This is a genomic window from Novosphingobium sp. IK01 (assembly GCF_033242265.1).
Lineage (GTDB): Bacteria > Pseudomonadota > Alphaproteobacteria > Sphingomonadales > Sphingomonadaceae > Novosphingobium > Novosphingobium pituita.
In genome coordinates, this window is sequence record NZ_BTFW01000001.1 from 1,024,224 (window position 1) to 1,049,673 (window position 25,450).

15 protein-coding genes and 1 pseudogene are annotated in these 25,450 nt (G+C 65.8%); 6 read left to right on the plus strand and 10 right to left on the minus strand.

What is annotated here, in order from left to right; translation table 11 throughout:
• A complete protein-coding gene (locus SBI20_RS04925) occupies positions 1–1,167 on the plus strand; it encodes a glycerophosphodiester phosphodiesterase family protein (RefSeq protein WP_317974000.1) in 1,167 nt (388 codons plus the stop codon).
• A gap of 275 nt (positions 1,168–1,442) precedes the next feature.
• Here SBI20_RS04925 and SBI20_RS17595 read toward each other — a convergent pair whose 3' ends face one another.
• The 9 genes and pseudogenes from SBI20_RS17595 to SBI20_RS04965 form a co-directional block, all read right to left on the minus strand.
• Positions 1,443–1,883, minus strand: a complete 441-nt coding sequence (locus tag SBI20_RS17595; RefSeq protein ID WP_411911541.1) for a M10 family metallopeptidase C-terminal domain-containing protein — start codon at positions 1,881–1,883, stop codon at positions 1,443–1,445.
• Positions 1,825–3,165: pseudogene (locus SBI20_RS04930) on the minus strand (M10 family metallopeptidase); the annotation flags it as partial. The gene SBI20_RS17595 and the pseudogene SBI20_RS04930, both read right to left, overlap by 59 nt.
• Positions 3,166–3,278: 113 nt before the next feature.
• Complete coding sequence (locus SBI20_RS04935) at positions 3,279–4,733, minus strand: M10 family metallopeptidase (RefSeq protein WP_317974002.1); 1,455 nt, start codon at positions 4,731–4,733, stop codon at positions 3,279–3,281.
• A gap of 256 nt (positions 4,734–4,989) precedes the next feature.
• Positions 4,990–5,517, minus strand: a complete 528-nt coding sequence (locus SBI20_RS04940; protein ID WP_317974003.1) for a sarcosine oxidase subunit gamma — start codon at positions 5,515–5,517, stop codon at positions 4,990–4,992.
• The gene (locus tag SBI20_RS04945) at positions 5,510–8,377 is read right to left on the minus strand and encodes a 2Fe-2S iron-sulfur cluster-binding protein (protein WP_317974004.1); all 2,868 of its coding nucleotides are present in this window, start codon (positions 8,375–8,377) and stop codon (positions 5,510–5,512) included. Before SBI20_RS04945 ends, SBI20_RS04940 begins: the two co-directional genes overlap by 8 nt.
• Positions 8,374–8,646, minus strand: a complete 273-nt coding sequence (locus SBI20_RS04950) for a sarcosine oxidase subunit delta (RefSeq protein WP_317974005.1) — start codon at positions 8,644–8,646, stop codon at positions 8,374–8,376. The genes SBI20_RS04945 and SBI20_RS04950 overlap by 4 nt, the downstream gene beginning before the upstream one ends.
• A gap of 39 nt (positions 8,647–8,685) precedes the next feature.
• On the minus strand, positions 8,686–9,939 hold the full coding sequence (locus tag SBI20_RS04955) for a sarcosine oxidase subunit beta family protein (protein ID WP_317974006.1): 1,254 nt from the start codon (positions 9,937–9,939) through the stop codon (positions 8,686–8,688).
• A 6-nt stretch (positions 9,940–9,945) separates the two neighbouring features.
• Entirely contained in the window at positions 9,946–11,175 is a 1,230-nt protein-coding gene (locus tag SBI20_RS04960; RefSeq protein ID WP_317974007.1) for an aromatic ring-hydroxylating oxygenase subunit alpha, read from the minus strand.
• Positions 11,176–11,180: 5 nt separating this feature from the next.
• Positions 11,181–13,688, minus strand: coding sequence for a GcvT family protein (locus SBI20_RS04965; protein WP_317974008.1), 2,508 nt, complete (start codon positions 13,686–13,688; stop codon positions 11,181–11,183).
• Positions 13,689–14,150: 462 nt separating this feature from the next.
• Here SBI20_RS04965 and SBI20_RS04970 point away from each other — a divergent pair, with 462 nt between their 5' ends.
• From SBI20_RS04970 to SBI20_RS04985, 4 genes are all read left to right on the plus strand, one after another.
• Positions 14,151–16,703, plus strand: coding sequence for a TonB-dependent receptor (locus tag SBI20_RS04970; protein ID WP_317974009.1), 2,553 nt, complete (start codon positions 14,151–14,153; stop codon positions 16,701–16,703).
• Between the two features lie 322 nt (positions 16,704–17,025).
• Positions 17,026–18,420, plus strand: coding sequence for an amino acid permease (locus SBI20_RS04975; RefSeq protein WP_317974010.1), 1,395 nt, complete (start codon positions 17,026–17,028; stop codon positions 18,418–18,420).
• A 291-nt stretch (positions 18,421–18,711) separates the two neighbouring features.
• Positions 18,712–20,565 (plus strand): DUF885 domain-containing protein, encoded by a 1,854-nt coding sequence (locus tag SBI20_RS04980; RefSeq protein ID WP_317974011.1) that lies wholly within the window; start codon positions 18,712–18,714, stop codon positions 20,563–20,565.
• 159 nt (positions 20,566–20,724) lie between these two features.
• Entirely contained in the window at positions 20,725–21,072 is a 348-nt protein-coding gene (locus SBI20_RS04985; RefSeq protein WP_317974012.1) for a hypothetical protein, read from the plus strand.
• A 39-nt stretch (positions 21,073–21,111) separates the two neighbouring features.
• On the opposite strand, the gene SBI20_RS04990 is transcribed toward SBI20_RS04985, so the two are convergent.
• The gene (locus SBI20_RS04990) at positions 21,112–23,352 is read right to left on the minus strand and encodes a putative bifunctional diguanylate cyclase/phosphodiesterase (protein ID WP_317974013.1); all 2,241 of its coding nucleotides are present in this window, start codon (positions 23,350–23,352) and stop codon (positions 21,112–21,114) included.
• Between the two features lie 262 nt (positions 23,353–23,614).
• Here SBI20_RS04990 and SBI20_RS04995 point away from each other — a divergent pair, with 262 nt between their 5' ends.
• Positions 23,615–25,447, plus strand: coding sequence for a sensor histidine kinase (locus SBI20_RS04995; RefSeq protein WP_317974014.1), 1,833 nt, complete (start codon positions 23,615–23,617; stop codon positions 25,445–25,447).
• Positions 25,448–25,450 lie beyond the last annotated feature (3 nt).

The following is a 25,450-nucleotide window of genomic DNA, read 5'->3' on the forward strand; positions in this document are numbered from 1 at the left end:
ATGAAGCGCGGCCTTATGGACAGAAGGAATTTCATCCATGCTGGCACCAGCGCGGCGGGTTCGCTCGCCGCGCTGGGCGCGCCCGGCCTTACCGCAATGGCCAGACCAGCGCCCTCCCGCCCCAAGCCGCTGGTGATCGGCCATCGCGGCTGCTCGGCGCTGCGGCCCGAGCATACGCTGGCCTCCTATGCCAAGGCCATCGAGCAGGGCGCCGATTTCATCGAACCCGATCTGGTCTCGACCAGGGACGGCGCCCTCGTCGCCCGGCACGAGAACAACATCGCGCAAACCACCAATGTCGCCGACCATCCCGAATTCGCCAGCCGTCGCACGACCAAGCTGATCGACGGAGAAAAGGTGACCGGCTGGTTCACCGAGGACTTCACCCTCGCGGAGCTGAAAACCCTGCGCGCGGTCGAGCGGCTGGGGGCCATGCGCCCGGAAAGCCGCAGCTATGACGGGCAGTTCCAGCTCCTCACGCTCGAAGAAATCGCCGATTTCGCCGCAGCGGAATCCGCCGCGCGCGGGCGCACCATCGGCCTGATCCCCGAGATCAAGCACTCGACCTATTTCGCGCAGATCGGCCTGCCGCAGGAACAGCGTTTCCTCGACCGCGTGGGCGCGAGCCACTACCTCTCCCACGCGCCGGTCATCGTGCAGAGCTTCGAGGTGGCCAACCTCAAGTGGCTGCGCCCGCGCATCGGGGCCTGGCAGAACATCGAACTGCTGCAACTGACCGTACCGATGGACGTGCCCCCGCCCGACGTGAAGGCGAGCGGCGGCACCCTGACCTATGCCCAGATGCACACGCCCAAAGGCCTTGCCGAGATGCGGCGCTATGCCGACTGGGTTTCGCCCGTCCTGCAAGGGATCATTCCCTTCGGCACCCCGGACGGCAAGCCCAATGGCCCGCTGGGCAAGCCCACCAGCCTCGTGCGCGATGCCCATGCCGCCGGGCTCAAGGTTTCGACCTGGACGTTCCGCCCCGAAAACATGTTCCTGCCCAGCGATTTTCGCGGGACGGGCCCGCAAAATGGCGGCGACGCCGTGCGACAGGACGCGGCCTGCGTGGCACTGATCCAGCGGTTCATCGCCGCGGGCATCGATTCCTTCTTCACCGACGATCCCGGCCTTGGCCGCAAGGCGGTGGATACGTTTTCTGCCTGAAAACTCGGGCCAGTCTGATTTTTTTGTTTTATTCGTCATTCCCGCGCAGGCGGGAATCCAGCCGCAACGCCGGTGTGTGCGCGAAACCCCGGAAGCTGGATCCCCGCCTGCGCGGGGATGACGAGGAATGGATCAAACGGCACCCAGCGTTTTCATTCGCAAGCTTCGCGTGAACCTGATTGATCGAAGCGCCTAAAAGCATCGTGGCGATCAGCCGACGCTGTGGTGGCGCAAAAGACCCGCCAAACCGACCCGCAGGACTTTTGGGTCGGGCTCTAAAGCACGAAATCGCTTTTGGTCAGGCTGATCGTACCCAGCAGAAGCAGGGCGAAATCGGCCTGGCCATCGCCGTTCACGTCGCCCAGAACGAGCGTGTTGGCGCCGCTGGCGGTATAGCGCAGTTCCCCCGCCACGCCATGAAAGGCGGCGGTGCCGATGAAGGTGAAAGCATCGTCGACATCGGGTGTCCGGGTGTTGGCGTCGATGGGGTTGAGGACGATCGTGTCGCCCTGGGCATGGCTGAAATCGGTGACCACATCGCAAGTCGTCGCGGTCGTGCCGCCAAATTCGATCACCCGCTCGAACACGAAACGGTCGGCCCCGGCCCCGCCGGTGAGCCGGTCCAAGCCCACCCCGCCGCGCAAGGTATCCTTGCCCGCCCCCCCCGTCGATGGTGTCGTTGCCGCCATTGCCCGAAAGGACATTGTCGTAGCCATCGCCGATGACCGTGTCGTTGTAGGCGCCGCCCGTCGCGCGTTCGATGCCCGAGATCGTGTCCGTGCCCAGCCCGGCGGCAGTGCCGTTGCCCACGCCCGTGGCCAGGTTGATCGTCACCCCGGTCTTGGCCCCGGCATATGTCACCAGATCGTTGCCCGGCCCGCCGACATAGCGGTCGTTCCCGGTGTCGTCGCCCGCCAGAAACATGTCGTTGCCATCGCCGCCCGAGATGATGTCGTTGCCCGGCCCGCCCGAAAGGCGGTCGTTGCCGCCATAGCCATAGATGCGATCATCGCCCTTGCCGGCATAGATGCGGTTGAGCAGGTCGTCGCCAACCAGCGTGTCGCTGCCCGAGCCGCCGAACAGGGTCTCGATATGGACCCCATAGGCGATGCCCAGATTGTTGGAGACAGCCGCCCCGTTGAAGCCGAGCGTGGAATAGGCGCCGGGATGGAGATCGACGAAACTGGCCTGGGTAAAGGCGCGCAAGTCGATCGTGTTGGTGCCGCCCGCGTCCCAGATCGTCGCGTAGAACGGATCGTCGGGCGAATAGACATATTTGGTGTCGCCCGCGTTGTAGCTCGTGTTGGCGCCATAGATCGCCTGGATCGCGGCGATGTCGTAGACCATCGGCGTGCGCAGGATGTAGTCGAAGTTCTGCCTGGTCGCGTTGTAGACATAGACCCCGTAAGGGTCGTTGTAGGACATGATCGTGTAGTTGCGCTGGTCGTACCCGATGGCAAGGCCGCTGCCCGAGGACGGATCGGCCAGCCCCAGCGCATGGCCGATCTCGTGCATCATGGCAGCGAAATTGTAGGTATCGACCGCGAAGGACTGGTTGCCCCAGGTGGGATTGATCCAGATGTCGCCATGGCTGTTGTCAGACCCGTTGGCGCTGATCTTGGCATAGCCCCAGGTATCCGTGTCGACACTCGACGAGAGGCCGATGCGGATGTCTCCCACCGTGCCGCCCGACGTTTCGGTGACCTGCCGGAAGCTGATGTTGGCGACATTGGCCCATTGCTGGAAGGCCTGCGCGATCTCGCCATAGGCGGCAGACGGGACCGCGGTTCCGGCTGTCGGCTCAGCGCCATAGGTGCTGGTAAAGCGCGAGGCGACGCCGCCCGCCCAGATGAAGCTGTAGCTGATCTGGGTCGTGCCGCCAGAGCGCGTCGACCAGGCATTGCGATAGGCCGGATCGGCGAACATCAAGCCGTTGAACCGGCTGTCGCTGGTCAACGAAAAAGTCCGGACGACACTGGCCTGGTTGTAGGTCGCCATGAGAACCTTGGACTGTTACCGGAAATGGGGGCCTTCATCCTAGCCCCGCGCGCGCCGTTACGGGACGCGCGAAACATTCAAACCGGAGATATCCCTCCCCTCTCCTGCCCCGTTCAGAGCACGAAGTCGGCCTGGACCAGCGCCATCCGCCCCGTCAGCGCGAGCCAGAAATCGGCCACGCCATCGCCGTTGATATCACCCTGGACGATGGTCGTGCTGCCACTGGAGGCGTAGCGCAACTCGCCCGCCACATGGTGGAAGGCCGCCGTGCCGATGAAAGCAAAGGCATCGTCGCCCGCGCCATTGGCGGTATTGGCATCGATGGCCGACAGGTCGATCAGGTCGGCCTGCTTGTGATTGAAATCGGTGATCACGTCGCACGTGGCCAGCGTCGTCCCGCCAAACTCGGAAATGGCTGCAAAAACGAAGTGATCGGCCCCGGTGCCGCCGGTCATCGTGTCCTTGCCCGCCCCGCCGACGAGAATGTCGGCATCGTTGCCGCCCTTGAGGATGTCCTTGCCCTCGCCGCCCCAGAGGCTGTCGGCCCCCGCATTGCCGGTGAGCGTATCATCGCCCGCGCCGCCGGTCAGGACATTGGCGCCCTCGTTGCCGGTCAGTTTGTCGGCCCCGGCCCCGCCGGTCACGTTCTCGATCGTGCAGTTGAAGGCGATGCCCAGATTGTTGGCAAGGCCAGAGGTGGTATCAAAGCCGAGCGTCGAATATGTCCCGGCAAGCAGACTGACGACACAGGCCTTCGAAAAGGCCTGAAGATCGATCGTGTCGTTGCCGCCACCATCCCAGATCGCGGCGATGAACGGCGCGTTGGGCGAATATGTGTAGGTCGTGTCCTCGGCATGGTAGGCCGTGTTCGCGCCATAGATCGACTGGATCGCGGCGATGTCGTAGACCATCGGCGACTTGATCAGGTATTCGGCCTGCCCGGTCGCACTGTTGAACCACCAGACGCCCTTGGGGTCGGTGTAGGACATGATCGTGTAGTTGCGCACGTCGTAGCCCGAGGGCATCCTGTTGCCCTCGAACGGGTGGTCGAGGCCCAGCGCATGGCCGATCTCGTGCAGGATCGCCATGTAATTGTAGGTGCCCGGCGCATAGGAGCTGCTGCCATACGTGGGCGAGATCCAGATATCGCCATGCACATTGGACGCGCCATAGCCCGCGAGCCTCGCATAGCCCCAGTACCGCCCGCTCACCGCCGAGGAGAGGCCGATGCGGATGTCGCCCACGGTGCCCGCGCCGGTTTCGTCGATTTGCGTGAAGGCCAGATTGGCGACATTGGCCCAGGCCTGAAAGGCATCGGCAATCTGCGGCATCGCGGCGGTCGGCACCGCGCCGTGGGTGAAGGCCAGCGGTTCGGCACCATAGTTTCCGGCAAACTTGCTGTCGGCGCCATTGGCCCATGCAAAGCTGAAGCTCACCTGCGTCTTGCCGTCGGCCAGCGTGCTCCACGCGTTGCGCATGGCGGCATTGGCAAAGAGCAGCGAGTCCACATACTTGTTTTTGGTCAGCGCATAAGTCGAAACCGGCGAAACGTCGGTGTAGCTGGCCATGGCCTTGATCCTTCGAGAGGTTGGCCCACCCCCGCGGACCTTGCCTGACGATGAAACACCAGGTCTGCTCAATTCGGCGTAAGGCCTACCCCCCGGATAAAGGCGCAGCATGGCCCCCCGGGCGGCGTTAACCTGCCCTTATCCTGCAAATTCCTGCCGGTTCCCCCTTCCCTTGCGGGCACGCAAAAAGGGGCGTGAGCCCGTCCGGCCACGCCCCTTTTTTCGGTTTCGATCAGGCCCGGTGCGGGCCCGATGATCAGGCTTCCACCGCCTTGAGCGCGTTCCACAGCCAGGGGCCGAACGAGCGCCATGCAAAGACGCGGAAGCTCGTTTCGCCCGTGCGCCACAAGATGATCTCGGCCGTTTCGAACATCGTGCGGGTAACCCGTCCGACGGCGAAATTGGCGATGTCGAGCGCGCAGCCCGCGCTGATCACCCAGGCGGCCTTTTCGCCTTCGACCTCGAAGGCGACCCCGCGCGAGGACACGTCGACCACGCTGACCGGCTCGCCCGCGCCCAAAGGCAGGCTGGTGCCGGCCGGAAGGTCGGCGAACCATTCGTCCGGGCCGATGCAGGCGATGCCGCCTTGCGCTTCGCCGATGCGGGCGGGCACCGGCTGGCCGAGGACTTCGGCCAGCTTTTCAGGGGTGCGGGCACGCAGCGACCAGCGGCTGGCCGGGGGCAGCGCGGTGAGCGTGGCACCCGCCGCAGTGACGGCCTGCTCCTCGACGACGAGGTCGATGGGCGCCACGGCCATGGGGACGATCACGATCGGATCAGACATCGAGGCGGCTCCCTTCGGGATCGAGGAAAACGGTGCTGGCCGTGATCCGGGCGCGGATCGTGCGGCCTTCCATGGGGATGTGGATCAGTTCGCCATCGCGCGAACGCCCGTCGACGATGGCCGCCATGGCGATCGAGCGACCCAGCGTGGCGCTGTGATACGAGGAGGTCACATGGCCCAGCATGGTCATCGGGATCGGCTGGGCGGGATCGGCGACGATCTGTGCGCCTTCCTCCAGCACTTCCTGCGGATCTTCGGTCAGGAGACCGACGAGCTGCTTGCGGCCCGGACCCTGCATCGCGGGACGCGCGAGCGAGCGCTTGCCCACGAAGTCGGGCTTCTTGGCGCCCACGGCCCAACCCAGCCCGGCATCATCCGGGGTGAGCGTGCCGTCGGTGTCCTGACCCACGATGATATAGCCCTTTTCGGCGCGCAGGACGTGCATCGTCTCGGTGCCATAAGGGGTGATCCCGTGGGCCTTGCCCGCCGCGTAGATCGCTTCCCAGACCTGACGGCCATATTGCGAGGGCACGTTGATTTCGTAGCCCAGTTCGCCGGTGAAGCTGACGCGGAAGAGGCGCGTGGGAACCCCGCAGATAGTCCCTTCGCGGATGCTCATGTGCGGGAAGGCTTCGCGCGAGAGGTCGATGCCCTCGACCAGCGGCGCGATCACGTCGCGGGCCTTGGGGCCTTGAAGCGCGATCACCGCCCACTGTTCGCTCGTGCTGGTCAGCCAGACGTCGAGATCGCTCCACTCGGTCTGGAGATAGTCTTCCATCATCGCCAGAACGCGCGCGGCGCCGCCGGTGGTGGTGGTCAGGTGGAAGCGGTCGGGCGCCAGACGGGCCGAAACGCCGTCGTCGGTGATGAAGCCATCCTCGCGCAGCAGCAGGCCATAGCGGCAGCGGCCCGGCTGGAGCGCCTTCCACGGGTTGGTGTACATGCGGTTGAGAAATTCGGCGGCATCGGGGCCGACGACCTCGATCTTGCCCAGCGTCGAAGCGTCGAAGATGCCGACCGCGTTGCGCACGGCCAGACATTCGCGCGCCACAGCCGCGTCCATGTCCTCGCCCGGCTTGGGGAAATAGCGCGCACGGCGCCACTGGGCGACGTTTTCATAGACCGCGCCCTGTTCCTCGGCCCAGCCGTCGATGCTCGTCTTGCGGATCGGCTGGAACAGGCTTTCCTTGTGGTGGCCCATCAGCGCGCCAAAGGTCTGGGGCGTGTAGGGCGGACGGAAGGTGGTCAGGCCGATGTCGGTCACCGGCTTCGACAGGCTGCCCGAGGCGATCTGCAACCCGTTGAGATTGCTGGTCTTGCCCTGATCGGTCGCCATGCCGTTGGTGGTGTAGCGCTTGATGTGCTCGATCGAGCGCATGCCTTCGCGCACGGCCAGATCGATATCGCGCGCCTTCACGTCGTTCTGGTAGTCGACGAAAGCCTTGATCTTGTGGATCGGGCGACCGCTCGGCAGCACGCCCAGCGAAAGGCCCTGCCCCATCGACCACGCCCCCGCACCAGCGCCGACCACGCGGCACTTCTCGATGGCGACGTCGGGCAGATAGGCGCCCCAGTCCGCGTCCCAGCGCAGCGAGCCCTTGGCATGGCTCCACAGGTGAACCGTGGGCGTCCAGCCACCGGCCATCAGCAGCGCGTCAGCCGCAAGGTGCAGTTCCTGGCCCGTGCCGCGCGCGGCAAAGGTCACGCCCTTGACCGCCAGACGGCCCGAAACGCCGGTCACCGCATGGCCGAGATAGACCGCGATGCCCGCCTTGCGGACGGCAGCCAGAAGGTCTTCGTCGACCGTGTCGCGCAGATCGATCAGCGCGGTGATGGTCACGCCCGCCGCATGGAGCGCCAGCGCGTCGCGCCAGCCGCTGTCGTGGACGGCCATGATCGCCACCGAGCGGCCCACCGCCACGCCATAGCGCACGGCCAGCGCGCGGCCCGCGCTCGACAGCATGACACCGGGAACGTCGTTGCCGTCGAACACCAGCGGGCGTTCGATGGCCCCCTGCGCGAGGATCACCTCGCCCGCACGGATGCGCCACAGACGCTCGCGCGCGCCCTTGGCAGCGGCAGGCGAAACGTGGTCGGTCAACTGCTGGACCGCGCCGACGAAGTTCTGGTGATAGTAGCCGAACGCGGTGGTCGAGGTGAGCACCTGCACGTTGGGCAGGCCCTGGAGCTGCCTGACCTTGTCGGCCACTTCGCCCCACAGCGTGGTGTCGGCCAGAGCGCCGCCGCCCAGTTCGACCTGCTCGTCGATCAGGATGACGCGGCCACCGGCAGCAGCCGCTTCGAGCGCGGCATCGAGACCGGCCAGACCGCCGCCCACGACCAGCACTTCGCAGTGCGCATAGGTCGCGTCGTAGTGGTCGGGGTCACGCTCGACCGGGCTTTCGCCCAGGCCCGCCATGCGGCGGATCGCCGGTTCATAGACCTTTTCCCAGGCCGAACGCGGCCACATGAAGGTCTTGTTGTAGAAGCCCGCCGGGAAGAACGCGCCAAGGCGGTCGTTCATCGCGCCCATGTCGAACTTGAGACAGGGGAAGCGGTTCTGGCTGTTGGCGGCAAGGCCTTCGTAGAGCGGCACGCAAGGCGCGCGCAGGTTCGGCGTCTTGCGCGCCGGGCCGCGATCAACGGTGACGAGCGCGTTGGGTTCTTCCACGCCCGTGGCCAGCAGGCCGCGCGGACGGTGATACTTGAACGAGCGCCCGAACACGGTGACGCCGCCCGCGACCAGCGCGGAAGCCAGGCTGTCACCGGCAAAGCCGCGATAGAGGCGCCCGTCGAAGGTGAAGTCGAGCGGGGCGGCGCGGTTGACCCGGCCCCCCGATTTCAGACGATAGCCGGTCATCGACGCGGTTCTCCCGCCTTGTAGGTTTGTTCGAAGATGTCGCTCACGGTGTCGCGCACGGCGTTGAAGAAGCGCCCGCACCCGTGGGTGTGGCGCCAGCGCTCGTGATGGCGACCGCGCGGATTGCGACGGATGTAGAGGTATTGCTCCCATTCCTCGTCGGTGAGGCCCGAGGGATCAAGCGGGCGCGCGATATGCGCTTCGCCGCCATAGACGAATTCCACCTCGGGGCGGTCTTCCTCGCAATAAGGGCAGTGGATCAGCAACATGGCCGTTTGCTTCCTGGAATGCGCGTGGGGACGATGGGATCAGTGCGCCACGGCCGCGGCGGCGGCCTCGTCGATCATCAGCCCGCGGCGGAACCGGTCGAGCGTGAAAGGCGCGTTGATCGCATGGGGGGCATCGTGGGCGATGGTATAGGCCAGAAGATCGGCCGCGCCCGGCGTTGCCTTGAACCCGCCGGTGCCCCAGCCGCAGTTCACATAGAGCCCCGGAACCGGCGTCTTGCCCAGGATCGGCGAGCGATCAGGGGTGACGTCGACGATCCCGCCCCAGCTGCGCAGCATGCGCATGCGCGTGAAGATCGGGAAGATTTCGCAGATAGCGGCCAGCGTGTGCTCGATGATGTGGAGCGCGCCGCGCTGCGAATAGGAGGTGTACTGGTCGGTGCCCGCGCCGATCACCAGTTCGCCCTTGTCGGACTGGCTGACATAGGCGTGGACGGTGTTCGACATGACCACGCAAGGCACGATCGGCTTGACCGGCTCGGACACCAGCGCCTGAAGCGGATAGCTTTCGAGCGGGAACTGGAGATCGGCCATGTTCATGACGACCGAGGTGTTGCCGGCGGCCGAAACGCCGATCTTCTTGGCGCCGATGAAGCCGCGTTCGGTCTCCACCCCCAGAACGGCGCCGTCAGGGCCCCGGCGAATGCCGGTGACGGCGCAGTTCTGGATGATGTCGACGCCCAGCGCCGTCGCCTTGCGGGCAAAGCCCCAGGCGACGCTGTCGTGGCGGGCGATGCCGCCGCGACGCTGGAGGGCGCCACCCAGAACGGGGTGGCGCGCATTGGGCGAAATGTCGAGCGGCGGGCAATAGGCCTGGCACTCTTCCGGGGTGAGCCATTCGTTGTCCACGCCGTTCAGGCGATTGGCGTGGATGTGCCGCTTGAAGCTCTGAATGTCGTGCACGTTGTGCGCGAGCATCAGCACGCCCCGCTTCGAATACATCACGTTGTAGTTGAGTTCCTGGCTCAACCCGTCCCACAGCTTGACCGAGTGGTCATAGAGGTGGGCGCTTTCATCGTAGAGGTAGTTCGAGCGGATGATCGTGGTGTTGCGGCCCGTGTTGCCGCCGCCCAGCCAGCCCTTCTCGATGACGGCGACATTGCGCACGCCATACTTGCTGGCCAGATAGTAGGCAGCACCCAGACCATGGCCACCGGCGCCCACGATGATCACATCGTAGGCGGGCTTGGGAGCCTTGTCGGGCCAGTGCTCCGGCCACGACTGGTGGCCGTTGAAGGCCTGGGCAATCAGATTCAACCCGGAAAAGCGCATCATAGGGCCTTATCCCGCAGCTTCGAGCGCGGCCTTGCCCCGCTCGACGTAAAAGGTCTTGAAGGCATCGACGAGGTTTTCCTCAAGGGCGTACTGCCCCTGACGATAACCGTCGGTGGCGATGCCGGCGTGGTTGAGTTCAGCCAGCTTGCGATCCTGACGGTTGGTGGCCTTCCATACCTTGGTAAGGTTTTCAACCGTGTAGTCTTCGCCTTCGACCGCATCTTCGTGAACCAGCCACGAAGTGCGAACGAGGGTCTGGCCTGCCGAGAGCGGCATCACCGAGAAGGTGATGACGTGATCACAGCAGAAGTGGTGCCACGAATTGGGGTGCGTCCAGACCGAAATGCTGGTCGGCTCGGCATGGTCGAAGGGCCAGATCAGCTTCCTGGAAGCGGGCTGTCCGTCGATCGTCTGCGAGAGCGCGCCATGGGCCAGACCCAGACGGGCGACTCGGTGCCACCAGTTGTCGGGGAACTCGATCAGGTCGCGCCAGATCCCCATCTCCTGCCAGTGCTTGCGCTCGGCATCGACCGCCTCGTGCGAACCGGCCACGCCGTCCTCGGGGTTGCCCTTGCCGAAGCCCTCGCCGCTCAGCGAATTGAGCAGTTCGGGGTGGTTGCTCTCGCAGTGGTAGCACTCACGGTTGTTTTCCATGACCAGCTTCCAGTTGGCCTGGTCGATGAGTTCTTCCTGCGCGGCGACCTTGAGCTTGCTCATGTCGTACATGGCAATCGCCTCGCTGATGTCGGCCTTGGCGCGGTCGATCGGCGGGGGATTGTCGGCAAAACAGATGAACAGCAGGCCACCCAGGTTCTCGATGGCCACTTCGCGAAGGCCGTTGGCGCCCTTGTCGAAGCCTTCGGGCATCCCGCGGGCGGCGATCAGCTTGCCGTCGAGCCCGAAGGTCCAGAAGTGATAAGGGCACATCACGCGGGGCATCGATCCCTTCTGCGCGTCACACAGCTTGGCGCCGCGGTGCGTGCAGGTGTTGTAGAACGCGCGGATCTGCCCGTCCTTGCCACGCAGGATGATCACCGAGTTGTCGGCCATGTCGAAGACGAAGTAGTCGCCCGGATTCTTCACGTGGGCCACGGTGCAGGCATAGAGCCAGACCGACTTGAGCATGACCTCGGTGTCGAACTTGAACGCCTCTTCGCTCGTGTAGAGCCCCTGAGGAAGGGTGTAACCGGGACGATCCTGGTTGAGCAGATCGGCAATCGAATCGAAGGTACGCATGGGAACTAGCTCCGCAATGCAAGGTTTTCGGGGTCGAAGGGCGAGTCTGGGATCACCACGGCCTTGAACATCGAACCGAGAATGGAAATTTCCAGTTCAGTGCCCAGGGTTGCGTGTTCGGGTGCAATCATCGCGAGCGCCAGCGACTTGCCGGTGCGCCAACCATAACCGCCCGAGGTGGCGCGGCCAACAAGTTGTCCATCACGATAGATTGCTTCGGAGCCACGGGCATCGGCATCGGTAACGCCCAGGACTTCGAGGGTAACGAGGTTCCACGAAAGACCGGCTTCCTTCTTCGCCAGCAGCCCGTCACGGCCAACGAAGTCCGGCTTCTTCATGGAGATGAAACGGTCGAGCCCGGATTCCAGGGCATTGTATTCGACCGAAAGTTCGCGCGGGATGAGCTTGTAGCTCTTTTCCAGCGCCATCGACGTCATCGCCCGGATGCCGAAGGGCTTGATGTCGAATTCCGCGCCCGCTGCCATCAGCTTGTCGAAGATGTAGTTCTGCATCTCGATCGGGTGGTGGAATTCCCAGCCCAGTTCGCCGATGAAGTTGACGCGCAGGGCGTCGCAGGGTGCCGCGCCCACCGAGATGCGCTGGCCGGTCAGCCAGGGGAACGCCTCGTTGGACAGATCGGTGCGGGTAACCTTGGCCAGCACGTCACGAGCACGCGGACCTGCCAGAACGAGAACGCCCATGGCCGTGGTCAGGCGTTCGAAGCGCACCGAACCGTCGGTCGGCAGGGCCTTGAGCAGGTAGTCGTGGTCGTGGGCTTCGAGAGCACCGGCCGAAACCAGATAGTAGCTCTGCGGGCCCTTCTTGTAGACCGTGAATTCGCTGCGCACGCCGCCAGCCGGGGTCAGCAGGTAGGAGAGCGAAACGCGGCCGATCTTCTTGGGCACCGCGTTCGAGAGCAGCTTGCCCAGCCATTCTTCCGCGCCGGGGCCCGAAATCATGCACTTGGCAAAGGCACTCATGTCCTGGATGCCGACCTTTTGCGTCACATGGCGGCATTCGGCGCCCACGTGCTCGAAATAGTTGGAGCGACGGAACGACCAGCGTTCACGGATCGGCTCGCCCGGCACGTCGGGGTGGTTGTGGTTGAGGATGGTCTCGGGCTTTTCGAGATCGTCCTCGGTCAGTTCGTAGCCTTCGGGAGCGAACCAGTTGGGACGTTCCCAGCCGAACACGCTGCCGAACACCGCACCCAGCTTCTTCATGCGGTCGTAGCACGGGGTCTGGCGCAGCGGGCGGGCGGCTTCGCGTTCTTCGTCCGGGTAGTGGATCGAGAACACCTTGGCATAGGCTTCCTCGTTCTTTTCGACGAGATAGCCTTCACCGGCAAAGTCCCCGAAACGACGCGGATCGACGCCCATCATGTCGATGGTCGGTTCGCCGCCCACGATCCAGTGCGCCAGCTGCCAGCCTGCGCCGCCAGCAGCGGTGATGCCGAAGCTGTGGCCTTCGTTGAGCCAGAAGTTCTTGCGACCCGGCGCCGGGCCGACGATCGGCGAACCATCGGGGGTATAGGCGATGGCGCCGTTGTAGACCTTCTTGAGACCCACTTCGGCGAACGCGGGAACGCGCTCGATGGCCGAGAGGATATAGGGTTCGAGACGGTCGAGGGCGTCGGGGAACAGCTCGTATTCGCTGTTGGCCGCCGGGCCCTTGAGGTAGCACGCCGGGGCGCCGATTTCGTAGGGCCCGAGCAGCAGGCCACCGGCTTCCTCGCGCATGTACCAGCTGGAGTCGCTCTCGCGCAGCACGCCCATTTCGGGCAGGCCCTTGGCCTTGCGCTCCATGATCGCGGGATGCTGTTCAGTCACGATGTACTGGTGCTCGACCGGGATCACCGGAACATCGAGGCCGACCATCGCACCGGTCTGGCGGGCAAAGCTGCCGGTCGCCGAGACGACGTGTTCGCAGGTGATGTCGCCCTGGTCGGTCGAGACGACCCACTCGCCGTTCGGCTTCTGGGTGATGCCGGTCACGGTCGTGTTGCGGTAGATCGTCGCGCCGCGCTGACGGGCCCCCTTGGCGAGCGCCTGGGTCAGGTCGGCGGGCTGGATATAGCCGTCGGTCGGATGCTGGATCGCGCCGAGCACGCCGTCCATCTGCGCCAGCGGCCAGATTTCCTCGACCTGTTCGGGCGAAAGGAAGTTCACCTCGACGCCGATCGTCTTGGCGACACCGGCGTAATAGCGGTATTCGTCCATGCGGTCCTTGCTGTTGGCAAGGCGGATGTTCGAAACCCGCGAGAAACCGACGTTGAGTTCGGTTTCCGCTTCCAGACTGGGATAGAGATCCACAGAGTACTGGTGCAGCTTGCCCACCGAATAGGACAAGTTGAACAGCGGCAGCAGACCGGCAGCATGCCAGGTCGACCCCGAGGTCAATTCCTTGCGCTCGATGAGCGCAACGTCGGTCCATCCCATCTTGGCCAAGTGGTACAGCGTGCTGACGCCCACCACGCCGCCACCAATAACCACAACCCGTGCCGTCGTCTTCATGTCTTGCCTCAGCTTCTTGTCGCTGCCTGTGACCCTAGCGCTATGCCACACCGGGCCCGGTAGCAATCACGCTACCGCAGCATTCATCAAACTAATGATAGAGATTAGAAAGATGATGGTCTGAACGATTGCAGCATTCACCAATGCCCCTGCAATAACCCGGGACTCCCGATCATTGTCCCGACAATCCATGACGCGCAGGCCACATCGCGCGCCAGAACTGCCTGATATTAGTCAGGTTAATGCAAGTCGTAAGCAGGCTTTATTTACAAGAGAACCTAAAAAAGTCATTTTTATGACGTAGATTCAGCAACTTGAATTTTCCGAAAATCTCTTTTGCAAGCTATTCATGCTGCGCAGCGACAGTCACAGCGTTCTTGCCGCAAATCCAATCCTGATGCACCATTTGTGCACAGGGTGAGAGCCTCCGAAAACGTGAGGCCAGCTTAGAGGGAAGCTGTAATGCACAAGCCGCTTCAAGGAGGCCTTGATCTGGATCAGGCCGTCGATTTTCCGTTCGCAGGTGCCGCAACGGCGCGCCAGCGCCCGATGCTCCGCCAGCGCCACGCCGCCATGCTGGCCGGCGCCGCGTTGATTGCCGTTCCGGCGCTCATGCCCGGCCTGGCCCATGCCCAGACTGCCGCCCCGGCCCAGACCGAGGCCACCGCGACGGCGCAGGCCACTCCCCCCGTCGATACCGGCACGACCGACATCGTCGTGACCGCGCAGCGCCGCGAACAGAAGCTCAATGACGTGGGCATCGCGGTCTCGGTGCTTTCGGCCAAGGACCTCAAGACGCTGGCGATCACCAACGCGACCGACATCGTTCGCGCGATCCCCAACCTCAAGTTCAACTCCTATGGCTCCAGCCAGGTGGTGTTCAACATCCGCGGCGTGTCGCAGAACGACTATGGCGACCAGCAGGAGCCGCCCGTCGCCGTCTATCAGGACGACAGCTACGCGGCCTCGATCTCGACCGCCAGCTTCCCGATCTTCGACCTTGCACGCACCGAGGCGCTGCGCGGGCCGCAGGGCACGCTGTTCGGTCGCAACGCCACGGGCGGCGCGGTACAGTTCATCTCGAACCAGCCGACCCACGATCTGGACGGCTATCTTCAGGCCCAGACCGGCAGCTACAACCAGTCGATCGTCGAAGGCGCGATCTCGGGCGGGCTGACCAACACCCTGACCGCGCGCGTGTCGGGCATCTACGACCGCGATTCCGGCTACATCAAGAACCTGATGCCCGGCGCCAAGGATCTGGGCGCCAACAACCACTGGGCCCTGCGCGGCATCCTCCAGTGGGATCCCACCAGCGATTTCCGCGCGCGCCTGACCGTGCGCTACAGCGAGGCCGACCACGAACGGCAGGCCGGCGTCTACTCGTTCATGCCCGCCTGCCCCAACGCGCAGTTGCAGGGGGAATTCCTCGGCGCGAGCGAAGTCTGCCAGTACTGGAACAACTATGGCGGCACGTCGTACAACGGCGGCACGCCCGGCTCGTCGGCCAATGGCTATGCCAACCCGGCCATCGCGGCCAGCCAGGGCGGCAATCCGTGGCGCACCTACAGCTCGGGCGAAAACTATGTGAACCGCAAGCTGTTCGCCGCCACGCTGCGCCTCGAAGCCAAGCTGGGCATCTTCGACGTGACCTCGGTCACCGACTACCAGAACCTGGCCAAGTACTACACCGAGTCCGACGACGGCGCGCCCAGCCTGCCCTATGTCGAAGGTCAGGCGCTCGCCCCCTACACCACCGGATCGTGCAGCAATGCCCCGGCGCTGACCTGCTATGCACCGGGCACCGTGTTCACCCAGAGCGCGCGCACCCAGCAGATCACCCAGGAACTGCGCGCGGCCACCAAGTTCGGCAAGAACTACCTGACGTTCGGCGGGTTCGGCATGTTGCTGACCGGCAGCTATGGCGCCAAGTACGCAACCCCCTTCGACCAGTACGACCCCTCGGTCCGCTTCTACCAGCGCACCAAGTCCTATGCGTTCTTCGCGCAGGACGAATTCAAGTTCGACGATCACTGGAAGCTGATCGTGGGCGCGCGCTACTGGCACGACAGCAAGCTGGGCTGGTACAACGGCGTGGAATCGATCTCGGGCCTGTCGATCAACTATGGCCCGAGCGGAATGGGCTTCTATGATCCCACTGGCACTGCCAATGCCGCCGACATCACCGCCACCCCTTCGGCGGCCCGTCCCAGCTTCGACGGCGTGACCGTTCGCGCCGAACTCGACTACAAGCCGGGCCCCGACACGCTGCTCTATGCCAGCTACAACCGTGGTTCGAAGTCGGGCGGGTTCACCTTCTCGACCGGCACGCCCTATGCCGGCCAGGCGCTGACCGACACGATCAACAACATCGCCTACCGGCCCGAAACGCTCAACGACTATGAAATCGGCCTGAAGACCAAGATCGGTCCGAAGGTCCAGTTCAACCTCGCGGCGTTTTATTACGACTACCAGAACTATCAGGCCTACGTGCAGGTCGGCTATACCCAGCTCGTGCGCAACCTGCCCGCCACGATCAAGGGCATCGAGGCCGAAGTGACCGCCCACCCGATCCGCGGCTTGACGCTCCAGGCCTCGGGCGCGGTTCAGGACAGCAAGGTCAAGGGCGTGATGCTGCCCGACGGGCTCACCGTGGTGAACCACGACCTGCCCCAGGCGCCCGGCTTCTCGGCCAATGCGCTGGCCCGCTACGAATTCAACGTGGGCGATGCGCAGGTCTCGGTCCAGGGTGACGCGATGTACTCGGGGGGCTTCTGCTTCTCGGTGCTGTGCGCGCCGGTCGAGCGCGAAGGCGCCTACCACGTCGAGAACGCCCGCATCGGTGTGATCCCTGCCGGCAAGAACCTCGAACTGGCGTTCTTCGTCAACAACATCTTCAACCGGGCCTATCGCACCTATGCGTTCGATGGTTCGCTCTATTGGGGCGATGCGCTCAGCGTCTTCGCCAAGCCCCGGACCTGGGGCCTGAGCGCCCGGATCAACTTCGGCAAGTAGGCCGGAATGGTCCTCCAGGGGCCCGTCGCGCCAGAAGCGCTTCGGGCCCCTTTCTTTTTTTGCATCCCCGTGCAGGCAGTTGCGAGGCAGGTCGATCTGTGATCAAACTTGCAGGCACACACTTCGGCAAAGACGGACCCGGCATGACACAGCCTTCCTTCCGCCCTCTATCGTTACCGGCATCCCGGTTCACGCCAGCCTGCCGGTTCACGCCCGCCTGCCGGTTCACGCCCGCCTGCCTCTTCACGCCTGTCTGATCGATCCGCGGCGCCGGGTGACGTGGCCCGGCAAAGCCCTCTCCAGGAAAGCGAGTTCCCTGCCCATGGCCCCTCCCCCTCCACCCTCCGCCGATAGCGGCGCGCTGGCCCATTCGCTCAAGCCGCGCCATGTCACCATGATCTCGATCGGCGGGATCATCGGGGCCGGCATCTTCGTGGGGTCGAGCGCGGCGATCCACATCGCCGGGCCTGCCGTCATGCTCACGTATGCGCTGTGCGGCACGCTGGTCTTCGTGATCATGCGCATGCTGGGCGAAATGGCGATGGCGCGGCCGGGCGTGGGCTCTTTCACGGGCTATGCCGCGCTGGGTCTGGGGCCCTGGGCGGGCTTCAGCACGGCCTGGCTCTATTACTATTTCTGGGTCATCACCATCGCGGTCGAGGCGATTGCCGGGGCGCAGATGCTCACGCCGTTCATCCCGCTGCCGATGTGGGCGCTCGCCGCGCTGCTGATCGGGACGATGACCATGGTCAACCTGCTCTCGGTCAAGACCTATGGCGAGTTCGAGTTCTGGTTCGCCTCGCTCAAGGTGCTCACGATCCTCGGGTTCATGGCGCTGGGCCTTGGCTACCTGTTCGGCTTTGGCCCCGGCCTGGCCCGGATCGCGGCGACGTTCAGCGCCCATGGCGGCGCCTTCCCGACCGGGATCGGCACCGTCTTCACCGCCATCCCGGTGGTGATCTTCTCGATGATGGGCTCCGAAGTGGCCACCATCGCGGCGGTCGAGACCGCCGATCCGGCCCGCAACATCGTGCGCGCCGCGCGCACGGTGACCTTGCGCATCATGGTCTTCTATCTCGGCTCGATCAGCGTGATCCTCGCGATCCTGCCGTGGGACCAGGTGGTCTCGGGGCAATCGCCGTTCGTGGCCGCGCTCTCGCTGATCAAGGTGCCCGGCGCACAGGCGATCATCGGCGCGGTGATTTTCACCGCGATCATCTCGTGCCTCAATTCGGCGATCTACGTGACCTCGCGCATGCTCTTCGAAATGGCCCATCGCGGCGATGCGCCCGCCGCTTTCGGGCGCGTCTCGGCCCGGCAGGTGCCCGCGCTGGGCATCGTCCTGTCGGGTGTGGCCGGGTTCGTCGTCGTGCTGACCTCGATCATCTCGCCCGACGGGGTGTTCACGTTCCTGTTGCAATCCTCGGGCGCGACGATCCTGTCGGTCTACCTGCTGATCTCGCTCAGCCAGATCGCGCTGCGCCGCCGGATCGAGACGACCGGCGAACGCCTGAGCGTGAAGGTCTGGGCCTTCCCGGCGGTGTCCTATGCCGCCGTCGGGGGGATCATGGCGGTGCTGGTGATGATGGCCCTGATGCCCGACCAGCGCTTGCAGGTGGTGCTCAGCCTGGGGGTCTTCGTGGCCTGTCTGGCGGCCCATGGCCTGCGCCGCCGCGCCCACCGCGAAGGTTCGCCCCGCCTGCGCGCCCACCTCTGATCTCGTTTTACGCTTCTCCCTGCCCCGTCCCCTCTTGCCCCGTCCTCATGCGCCACGCGCGGGACGGGGCTGATTTTCAGGCCTGGGCGGCCCCGTGCGGGGCGGGCGTGATCGGCAAGCGCCCTCCGACCAACGCCATGATGCCATCGACCAGCGCATTTGCTTTCACGCGCAACCATCGCCTATCCCTTTGGCCAAGCCGTCCTTTCACGCAAGGACGGTTGCTTCCCCAAGAGGGCCGCCAGCGCGCCGAGCGGGCGCCGGGCGGCCATGCCGATACTGGATTTGCCGATGGATCGTCGCCACTTGCTCAAGACCGGACTCAAGGCTGGAACCGCCAGCGCCGGACTTGCCGCCCTTTCCTCGCTGGGCATGGCCCGCGCTGCCACCCCGGCAGCAGCCCCTTCTGCTGGCGCGAGCAGCCCCGAAGACGCGCGGCTGGCCGCCCTGTTCGATACGATGATGGGCGCAATGCTCGATCATTCGCCCGAAACGGCCACGGCGCTCGGCGTCGATACCGGCAAGCGCGCGAACGCGAAGTATCACCTCGATGATCGCTCGCAGGCCGCCTGGAACGAGGCCAAGACCCGCAACGCCCGCGATCTGGCCGCGCTGCGCAAGATCGACACCACCCGGCTGACCGGCAACAACCGCTGGAACCACGCCAGCATCCTCTTCTCGGTCGAAGTGGCCGACGAGATGAACCGCACTTTCAGCACCCTGGGCACGCCCTATGCGGTCAGCCAGCTGACCGGCTGCTACCAGTCGATCCCCGATTTCCTCGACAGCCAGCACACCATCGAGACGAGCGCCGACGCCCAGGCCTATCTGGCCCGCCTCGATGCCTTTGCCACGGCCATCGACCAGGACAGCGAGGCCGTCCGCCACGACAGCGCGCAAGGCGTGATCCCGCCCGACTTCGTGCTGGCCAAGGCGCTGATCCAGCTCAAGGCGCTGCGCGACACGCCGGTGGCTTCGTCCAACCTCGTGGCCTCGCTCGTGCGCCGCACGGCGGCCAAGGGCATTGCCGGGAACTGGGGCGAGCGGGCACAGGCGGCCTGCACCGCGCGCGTCCTGCCCGCGCTCGACCGCCAGATCACCCTGCTCGAAGGCCTGCTGCCCCATGCGGTTCACACCGCCGGGGTCGCCCGCCTGCCCAAGGGCGAGGAACTCTACCGGATCTCGCTGCGCAACTATACCACCAGCGACATGGACCCTGAGGAAATCCACCGCATCGGGCTCGAACTGATCGCGCAGCAAAGCGCGCAGGCCGATGAAATTCTCAAGGCCCAGGGCTACACCAAGGGCACCGTCGGCCAGCGCCTGCGCGCGCTCTACGACGATCCCAAGTTCCGCTATCCCAACACCGACGAAGGCAAGGACAAGCTCATTGCCGACCTCAACCAGCAGGTCGTGGCGATGCAGGCGCGCCTGCCCGAATACTTCCACACCCTGCCCAAGGCCAAGCTCGACATTCGCCGCGTGCCCAAGGCGGTCGAGGCCGGCGCGCCGGGCGGCTATTACCAGAACGGCTCGCTCGACGGCGCGCGGCCGGGCGCCTTCTACATCAACTTGCGCGACACCGCCGAAGTGCCGAGCTGGACCCTGCCCACGCTGACCTATCACGAGGGCATCCCCGGCCATCACCTCCAGCTCTCGCTGGCACAGGAAGCGGGCCTGCCCATGCTGCGCAAGATCCAGTTCTTTTCGGGCTACGGCGAAGGCTGGGCGCTCTATGCCGAGCAACTGGCGGTCGAAATGGGCGTCTACAAGGACGATCCGTTCGGCCATATCGGCCAGCTTCACGACAGCATCTTCCGGGGTGTCCGTCTGGTCGTCGACAGCGGCATGCACGCCAAGGGCTGGAGCCGCGAGCAGGCGGTGAAGTTCTACACCGACACCATCGGCGACCCCGAGACGATGGCGATCACCGAAGTCGAACGCTACTGCGTCTGGCCGGGCCAGGCGTGCAGCTACATGCTAGGCAAGCTCGACTGGCTGCGCCTGCGCGACAAGGCGCGCACCGCGCTGGGCTCGCGCTTCGACATCCGCCTGTTCCACGATGCGGGCCTGCTGCCCGGCGCGATGCCGCTGCCCGTGCTCGACCAGTGCATCGACGCCTATATCGCCAAGGCATCGACCTGATTTCAGGTCCTTTTCGACAGCGCGCGGCGGACATGTCCGGCGCGCGCTGTCAACCGCCCCGGTCTTGGCCCGGTCTTGGCCCGGTCTTGGGCGGACAAAGCGTCCAAGGGGCCAGCGGGCGTCTTGCCGACAGGGCAGGAAGTGCCTTATCATGCTGCGATGCAGCAGAATCAAACCATCCCTGCGGACGGTGCGCCCGATCTGGTCCAGTCGGTGCACATCCTGAGCTTTGCCATCGCCAACAAGCTGTGCGTGCGCGCGGTGTACAATCGCGGGGCAGTCACCCTCGCGCCCCATGTCCTGTTCGAGCGCCACGGCGCGCCCCATGTCGATGCCGTGGTCTACGAGCGCGACGGGGTGGCCCCGGCGGAAGAAAAGCTGGGCACCTACCGGCTATCGGGGCTTCGCGACATCGTGCTGACATCCGAGCCGCTCCACGTCTTTGCCGACTTCGACCCCGCGCAGGAGCGCTACAGCGAAAAGACGCTGGCCATCCTGACCGCCTGAGACACCCGGCCCTCCTTGGCCTCCCTTTCAGGCCCCCTTTCAGGCCTGAGCCATCTGGCGCCCGTTGTCGTCGAGCGGCGCGGGGCGGCCGAACAGGTAGCCCTGCCCTTCGGCGCAGCCTTCGTCGCGCAGGAGGTCGAGGTGGGCGCGGGTCTCGACCCCTTCGGCCAGAACCGGAATGTCGAGGCTGCGCCCGAGCGCGAGGACCGCACGCAGGATCGTGGCCGCCTGGACATTGCCGGCTGATCGCAACAGGAACGACTTGTCGATCTTGATCTTGTCGATCGGAAAAGTGCCGAGCGTGTCGAGCGAGGAATAGCCGGTCCCGAAATCGTCGAGCGCGATGGAAATGCCCAGCGCCTTGATCTGGCGCAGCACATGGAGCGCGTGGGTGCGGTCGGCGATGATCGCGCCTTCGGTGATTTCCAGTTCCAGCCGCCGGGCGGGCAGGCCGCTGTCGATCAGGATGCCGGTGATCATCTGCACCAGCCCTTCCTGCTGAAGCTGGACGGGCGAGAGATTGACCGCGATCTTGAGGTCATCGTCCCATTGCGCGGCGGCCCTTGCGGCCTCGTTCAGCACCCATTCGCCAATGGCGAAGATGTCGCCCGACTGTTCGGCCATGGGGATGAAATCGACCGGGCTGATCAGCCCGTATTCGGGATGGATCCAGCGCACGAGCGCCTCGTAGCCGAGCAGCGTGCCGCCTTCGAGGGCATGCTGGGGCTGATAGAGCAAGTGAAGTTCGCCGCGCTCGACCGCATGGCGCAAGTCGGTCGCGATGCGCCGCTGGCGCCGCGCCACTTCGTCCATGTCGGGACAGAAATGGCAGACCGCCTCGCCAAAGCTGGCCTTGGCACGGTCGATCGCCAGTTCGGTATTGCCGAGCAGGGTATCGACATCGGTGCCGTCGGCCGGGCTCACCGAGACACCGAAGCGGGCCTGCTGGGCCAGCATCTGGCCATCGAGCGCGAAAGGCGCGACAAAGCACCCCTGAAGCTGCCCGAGAAGGACACCCAGGGCCTCCTCCCCGTCATCGATCAGCGCAGCAACGACGAACTGGTCGCGGTCGAGCCGGGCCACGCATTCGCGCCCCGCCCGTCCACAGGCCTGACGCAGCCGCTGGGCCACCACCACGAGCAGGGCTTCGGCCACCCCCTGTCCGCGCCGCTCGTGGACCTGACGGAAGCGGACGAGATCGATGCGCACCAGCGCCAGCCGCGTGCCGGTTTCCTGCGTGCCCCTCTCCGGGTAGGCCAGACGGGCAGCGCACCAGTCGACGAAATCGCGCCGGTTGGGCAAGCCGGTGAGCGCATCGTGGCCGACCAGCCAGGCCATGCGCGCCTGTGCGCGGTGGCGCAGGGTGATGTCCTCGAACGTGGAAACCCAGCCGCCTTCCGCCAGCGGGCGACTGGCCACGCTGACCACGAAATCCGGGCTCCATTCGAGCACGCAAGGGACGCCTTCGCGCGTGGCGAGCGCATGGCGCAGCCGGTCTTCGTGAGCCTGCGCCTTATCGTGTCCCCCGCCGATGGTCCCGCCGATAGTCCTGTCGATCGGGCGCCCTTGCGCAAACCGGGCAAGGGTTTCGGCCATTGCCATGCCCGGCACGAAGGCATCGGCGGGAAGCCCCCACATCTGCGCGAGGCGGGCATTGCTGAACACGAGCCTGCCCTGGTCATCGAACAGGGCGAGCCCCTGATGCATGCCTTCGAGCGCGTCATCACGCCGGGCGTACTGCGCCGCGAGGCGTTCCTGATCGGCCTTGAAGCGGGTCATGTCGCGCACGATGCTGGCAAAGCCGATGACATGGCCTCTGGCGTCGAGGATGCGCTCGACCGCAACATGGGCCCAATATGTCGTGCCATCGCGGCGCAGGCGATAGCCCTCGCCGAAATAGTGCCCGGTGGTGCGCGCCATCGTCAGCACGCGCTGGGGCAGGCGTTCGGCCCGGTCTTCGAGGCGATAGAACCGCGCCAGCGCCATGCCGAGCGCCTCCTCGTCGTCATAGCCCTCGATGCGCCGGGCCCCGGCATTCCAGCTTGCCACCCGCCCCTCAAACGTGAGCATGACCAAGGCGCAATCGGACAGCCCCCGCACCATCAGCGCCAGATCACGCTCGCGCGCAGCCAGTATCCGGCGCCGCGCCGCCATGACCCCGGCCCCCAGCACGCCCGAAAGCGAAACACGCGCAAGGGCACGGCGCAAGGCCATGCCCGCACCGATGGCGCCGGCCAGGGCCAGCGCCAGTGTCAGGATGAAGATCAGCACTGTGAGCACCGCGCAGCCTCTCCTGTACAGGCTCGTTGGTCGTGGGACGGCCGGGCAACGGGCGGTTTGCGTAAACATGATTTTGCCATCGATTGAGACCAATCGCACGCGCCCCCCAATCGCGCGTTAACCTTCACTAGGGGTTCCATCGGGGGGTTCCATCGGGGGCCGTCCTGCAAGGTTCGCCGCGCGCGCGCCCTGCGCGCCCCCCGCGCCTTGCGCCCGCCCCCTGTGTTTGCGCGCAGGCGCGGCTTATCCTATGGCAGGGCCGGTGAGCCCTCCGCCCCTTCCCGACCCAAGGCCGTTGATCGAGCGGCTCGCGCTGCGTCTGCGCCAGCGGCGGGCGCTGGCCGGGTGGGCGCTGGCCGCGCTTGCCGCCGGGGCCCTGGCCGCGCCGGTTGCCGGGGCGCTCCTCCACGAAACACTCGTCGCGCGTTTTGCCGACGAGACGCTGGCCGATGCCCGGCTGCGACAGGCCCTGGCCGACAGCGAAGTTGCCCGCCTGCGCCTGCTGCCCGAGGCGCTGGCAAACGACCGCGACGTGACCGATGTCGCCCAACCGGCCAATGGTCCAGCCAGCGGGGCGCCCTCGCCCGACCGTATCGCCCGGCTCAACGCCCGGCTCGAACGGATGGCCCGCGAAGCGGGGGCCGCCGTCATCTATCTGATCGGCCCGGACGGGCGAGCGCTGGCCGCCAGCAACTGGCGTTCTCCCACGACCTTTCTGGGCAAGTACTACGGCTTTCGCCCCTATTACCGCGAGGCGCGCGACCGGGGACAGGCCGAGCAGTTCGCGCTGGGCACCGTGAGCGGCAAGCCGGGGCTCTATCTCGGGCGGCGCGTGAACGCGAACAACGTGATCGTCGTCAAGCTGGAGTTCGACGGGCTGGAGGCGCAATGGCGCGCGGCGGGCGGGCTGACGTTCGTGACCGACCGCGACGGGGTGATCCTCGTCACCAGCCGCCCCGACTGGCGCTTTGCCGCCACCCATGCTCTCGATCCGGCCACCCACCGCGCCGAGACGCGGACCAACGGCGTGCCCCACATCGGCCCGCCTCCGTTTCATCTGCGCGACGATGGCACGCTCGTTCTGACGCCATCGGCCCCCCTGCCCTTGCTCAGCCCGGCAGAGGATCGCGGGCCCTATCTGCTGGCCTCGACCCCGCCTGATGCCCGTGGCTGGCGCTTCCATCTGGCGCTGCCGCTGCGCGAGGTGGAAACGACCGTGACCATGGCGCGGATCGGCGGCGGCCTGATCGCCGCCGTGCTGGTCGCGCTGGCCGGGCTGCTGGCCGAGCGCCGCCGCCGCCGCGCCGAGCGCACCCGCCAGCTCGAAGATGCCGTTGCCGAGCGCACCGCCGCCATGGGCCGCGAGATGGCCGAGCGCATGGCCGCCGAGGAGCGCGCGGAAACCTTGCGCGAAACCCTGCGCCAGGCCAACCGCCTCGCCACGCTGGGCCAGATCACCGCCGGGGTCGCCCACGAGACCGCCCAGCCGGTGGCCGCGATCCGCACCCATGCGATGGCCGCGCGCCTGCTGCTCGACCGCGGAGAGACCGCGCAGGCGGCCCAGACGCTCGTCGCCATCGACGGATTGGCCGACCGCATCGGCACGGTCACCGCCCAGTTGCGCAACTTTGCCCGCAAGGGCCGGGGCGGCAGCGGCCCGGTGGCGATGGCCGAGATCATCGACGGGGCCTGCCTGCTGCTCAAGGAACGGCTCGCGCCGGTGACCTTCGTATGCCCGCCCGTTCCGCCCGGCCTGCATGTTCAGGGCGAGCGCGTGCGCTTCGAACAGGTGCTGGTCAACCTCATGCGCAATGCGCTCGAAGCCATGGAGGGCAGCCCCGATCCCGTGCTCACCCTCACCCTCACCGAGCATGGCGACATGGTAACCATTCTGATCGCCGACAACGGACCGGGCATCGCGCCCGATCTGGCCGAGCGCCTGTTCACCCCCTTTGCCACGACCCGCCCGGCGGGGCTGGGCCTGGGGCTGGTGATCGCGCGCGATATCGTCGAGGAACTGGGCGGCACCCTGCAACTGCGTCCGGGCCGGGGCGGCGCCACATTTGCCGTCACCCTGCCCCGCGCCAGACCATGATGA

Excerpts from the sequence above, each read along its gene's own strand:
- SBI20_RS04925 (WP_317974000.1), top strand. The coding sequence starts at position 1 with ATGAAGCGCGGCCTTATGGACAGAAGGAATTTCATCCATGCTGGCACC.
- SBI20_RS17595 (WP_411911541.1), bottom strand. The coding sequence starts at position 1,883 with ATGGCTACGACAATGTCCTTTCGGGCAATGGCGGCAACGACACCATCG.
- SBI20_RS04935 (WP_317974002.1), bottom strand. The coding sequence starts at position 4,733 with ATGGCCAGCTACACCGACGTTTCGCCGGTTTCGACTTATGCGCTGACC.
- SBI20_RS04940 (WP_317974003.1), bottom strand. The coding sequence starts at position 5,517 with ATGTCTGATCCGATCGTGATCGTCCCCATGGCCGTGGCGCCCATCGAC.
- SBI20_RS04945 (WP_317974004.1), bottom strand. The coding sequence starts at position 8,377 with ATGACCGGCTATCGTCTGAAATCGGGGGGCCGGGTCAACCGCGCCGCC.
- SBI20_RS04950 (WP_317974005.1), bottom strand. The coding sequence starts at position 8,646 with ATGTTGCTGATCCACTGCCCTTATTGCGAGGAAGACCGCCCCGAGGTG.
- SBI20_RS04955 (WP_317974006.1), bottom strand. The coding sequence starts at position 9,939 with ATGATGCGCTTTTCCGGGTTGAATCTGATTGCCCAGGCCTTCAACGGC.
- SBI20_RS04960 (WP_317974007.1), bottom strand. The coding sequence starts at position 11,175 with ATGCGTACCTTCGATTCGATTGCCGATCTGCTCAACCAGGATCGTCCC.
- SBI20_RS04965 (WP_317974008.1), bottom strand. The coding sequence starts at position 13,688 with ATGAAGACGACGGCACGGGTTGTGGTTATTGGTGGCGGCGTGGTGGGC.
- SBI20_RS04970 (WP_317974009.1), top strand. The coding sequence starts at position 14,151 with ATGCACAAGCCGCTTCAAGGAGGCCTTGATCTGGATCAGGCCGTCGAT.
- SBI20_RS04975 (WP_317974010.1), top strand. The coding sequence starts at position 17,026 with ATGGCCCCTCCCCCTCCACCCTCCGCCGATAGCGGCGCGCTGGCCCAT.
- SBI20_RS04980 (WP_317974011.1), top strand. The coding sequence starts at position 18,712 with ATGGATCGTCGCCACTTGCTCAAGACCGGACTCAAGGCTGGAACCGCC.
- SBI20_RS04985 (WP_317974012.1), top strand. The coding sequence starts at position 20,725 with ATGCAGCAGAATCAAACCATCCCTGCGGACGGTGCGCCCGATCTGGTC.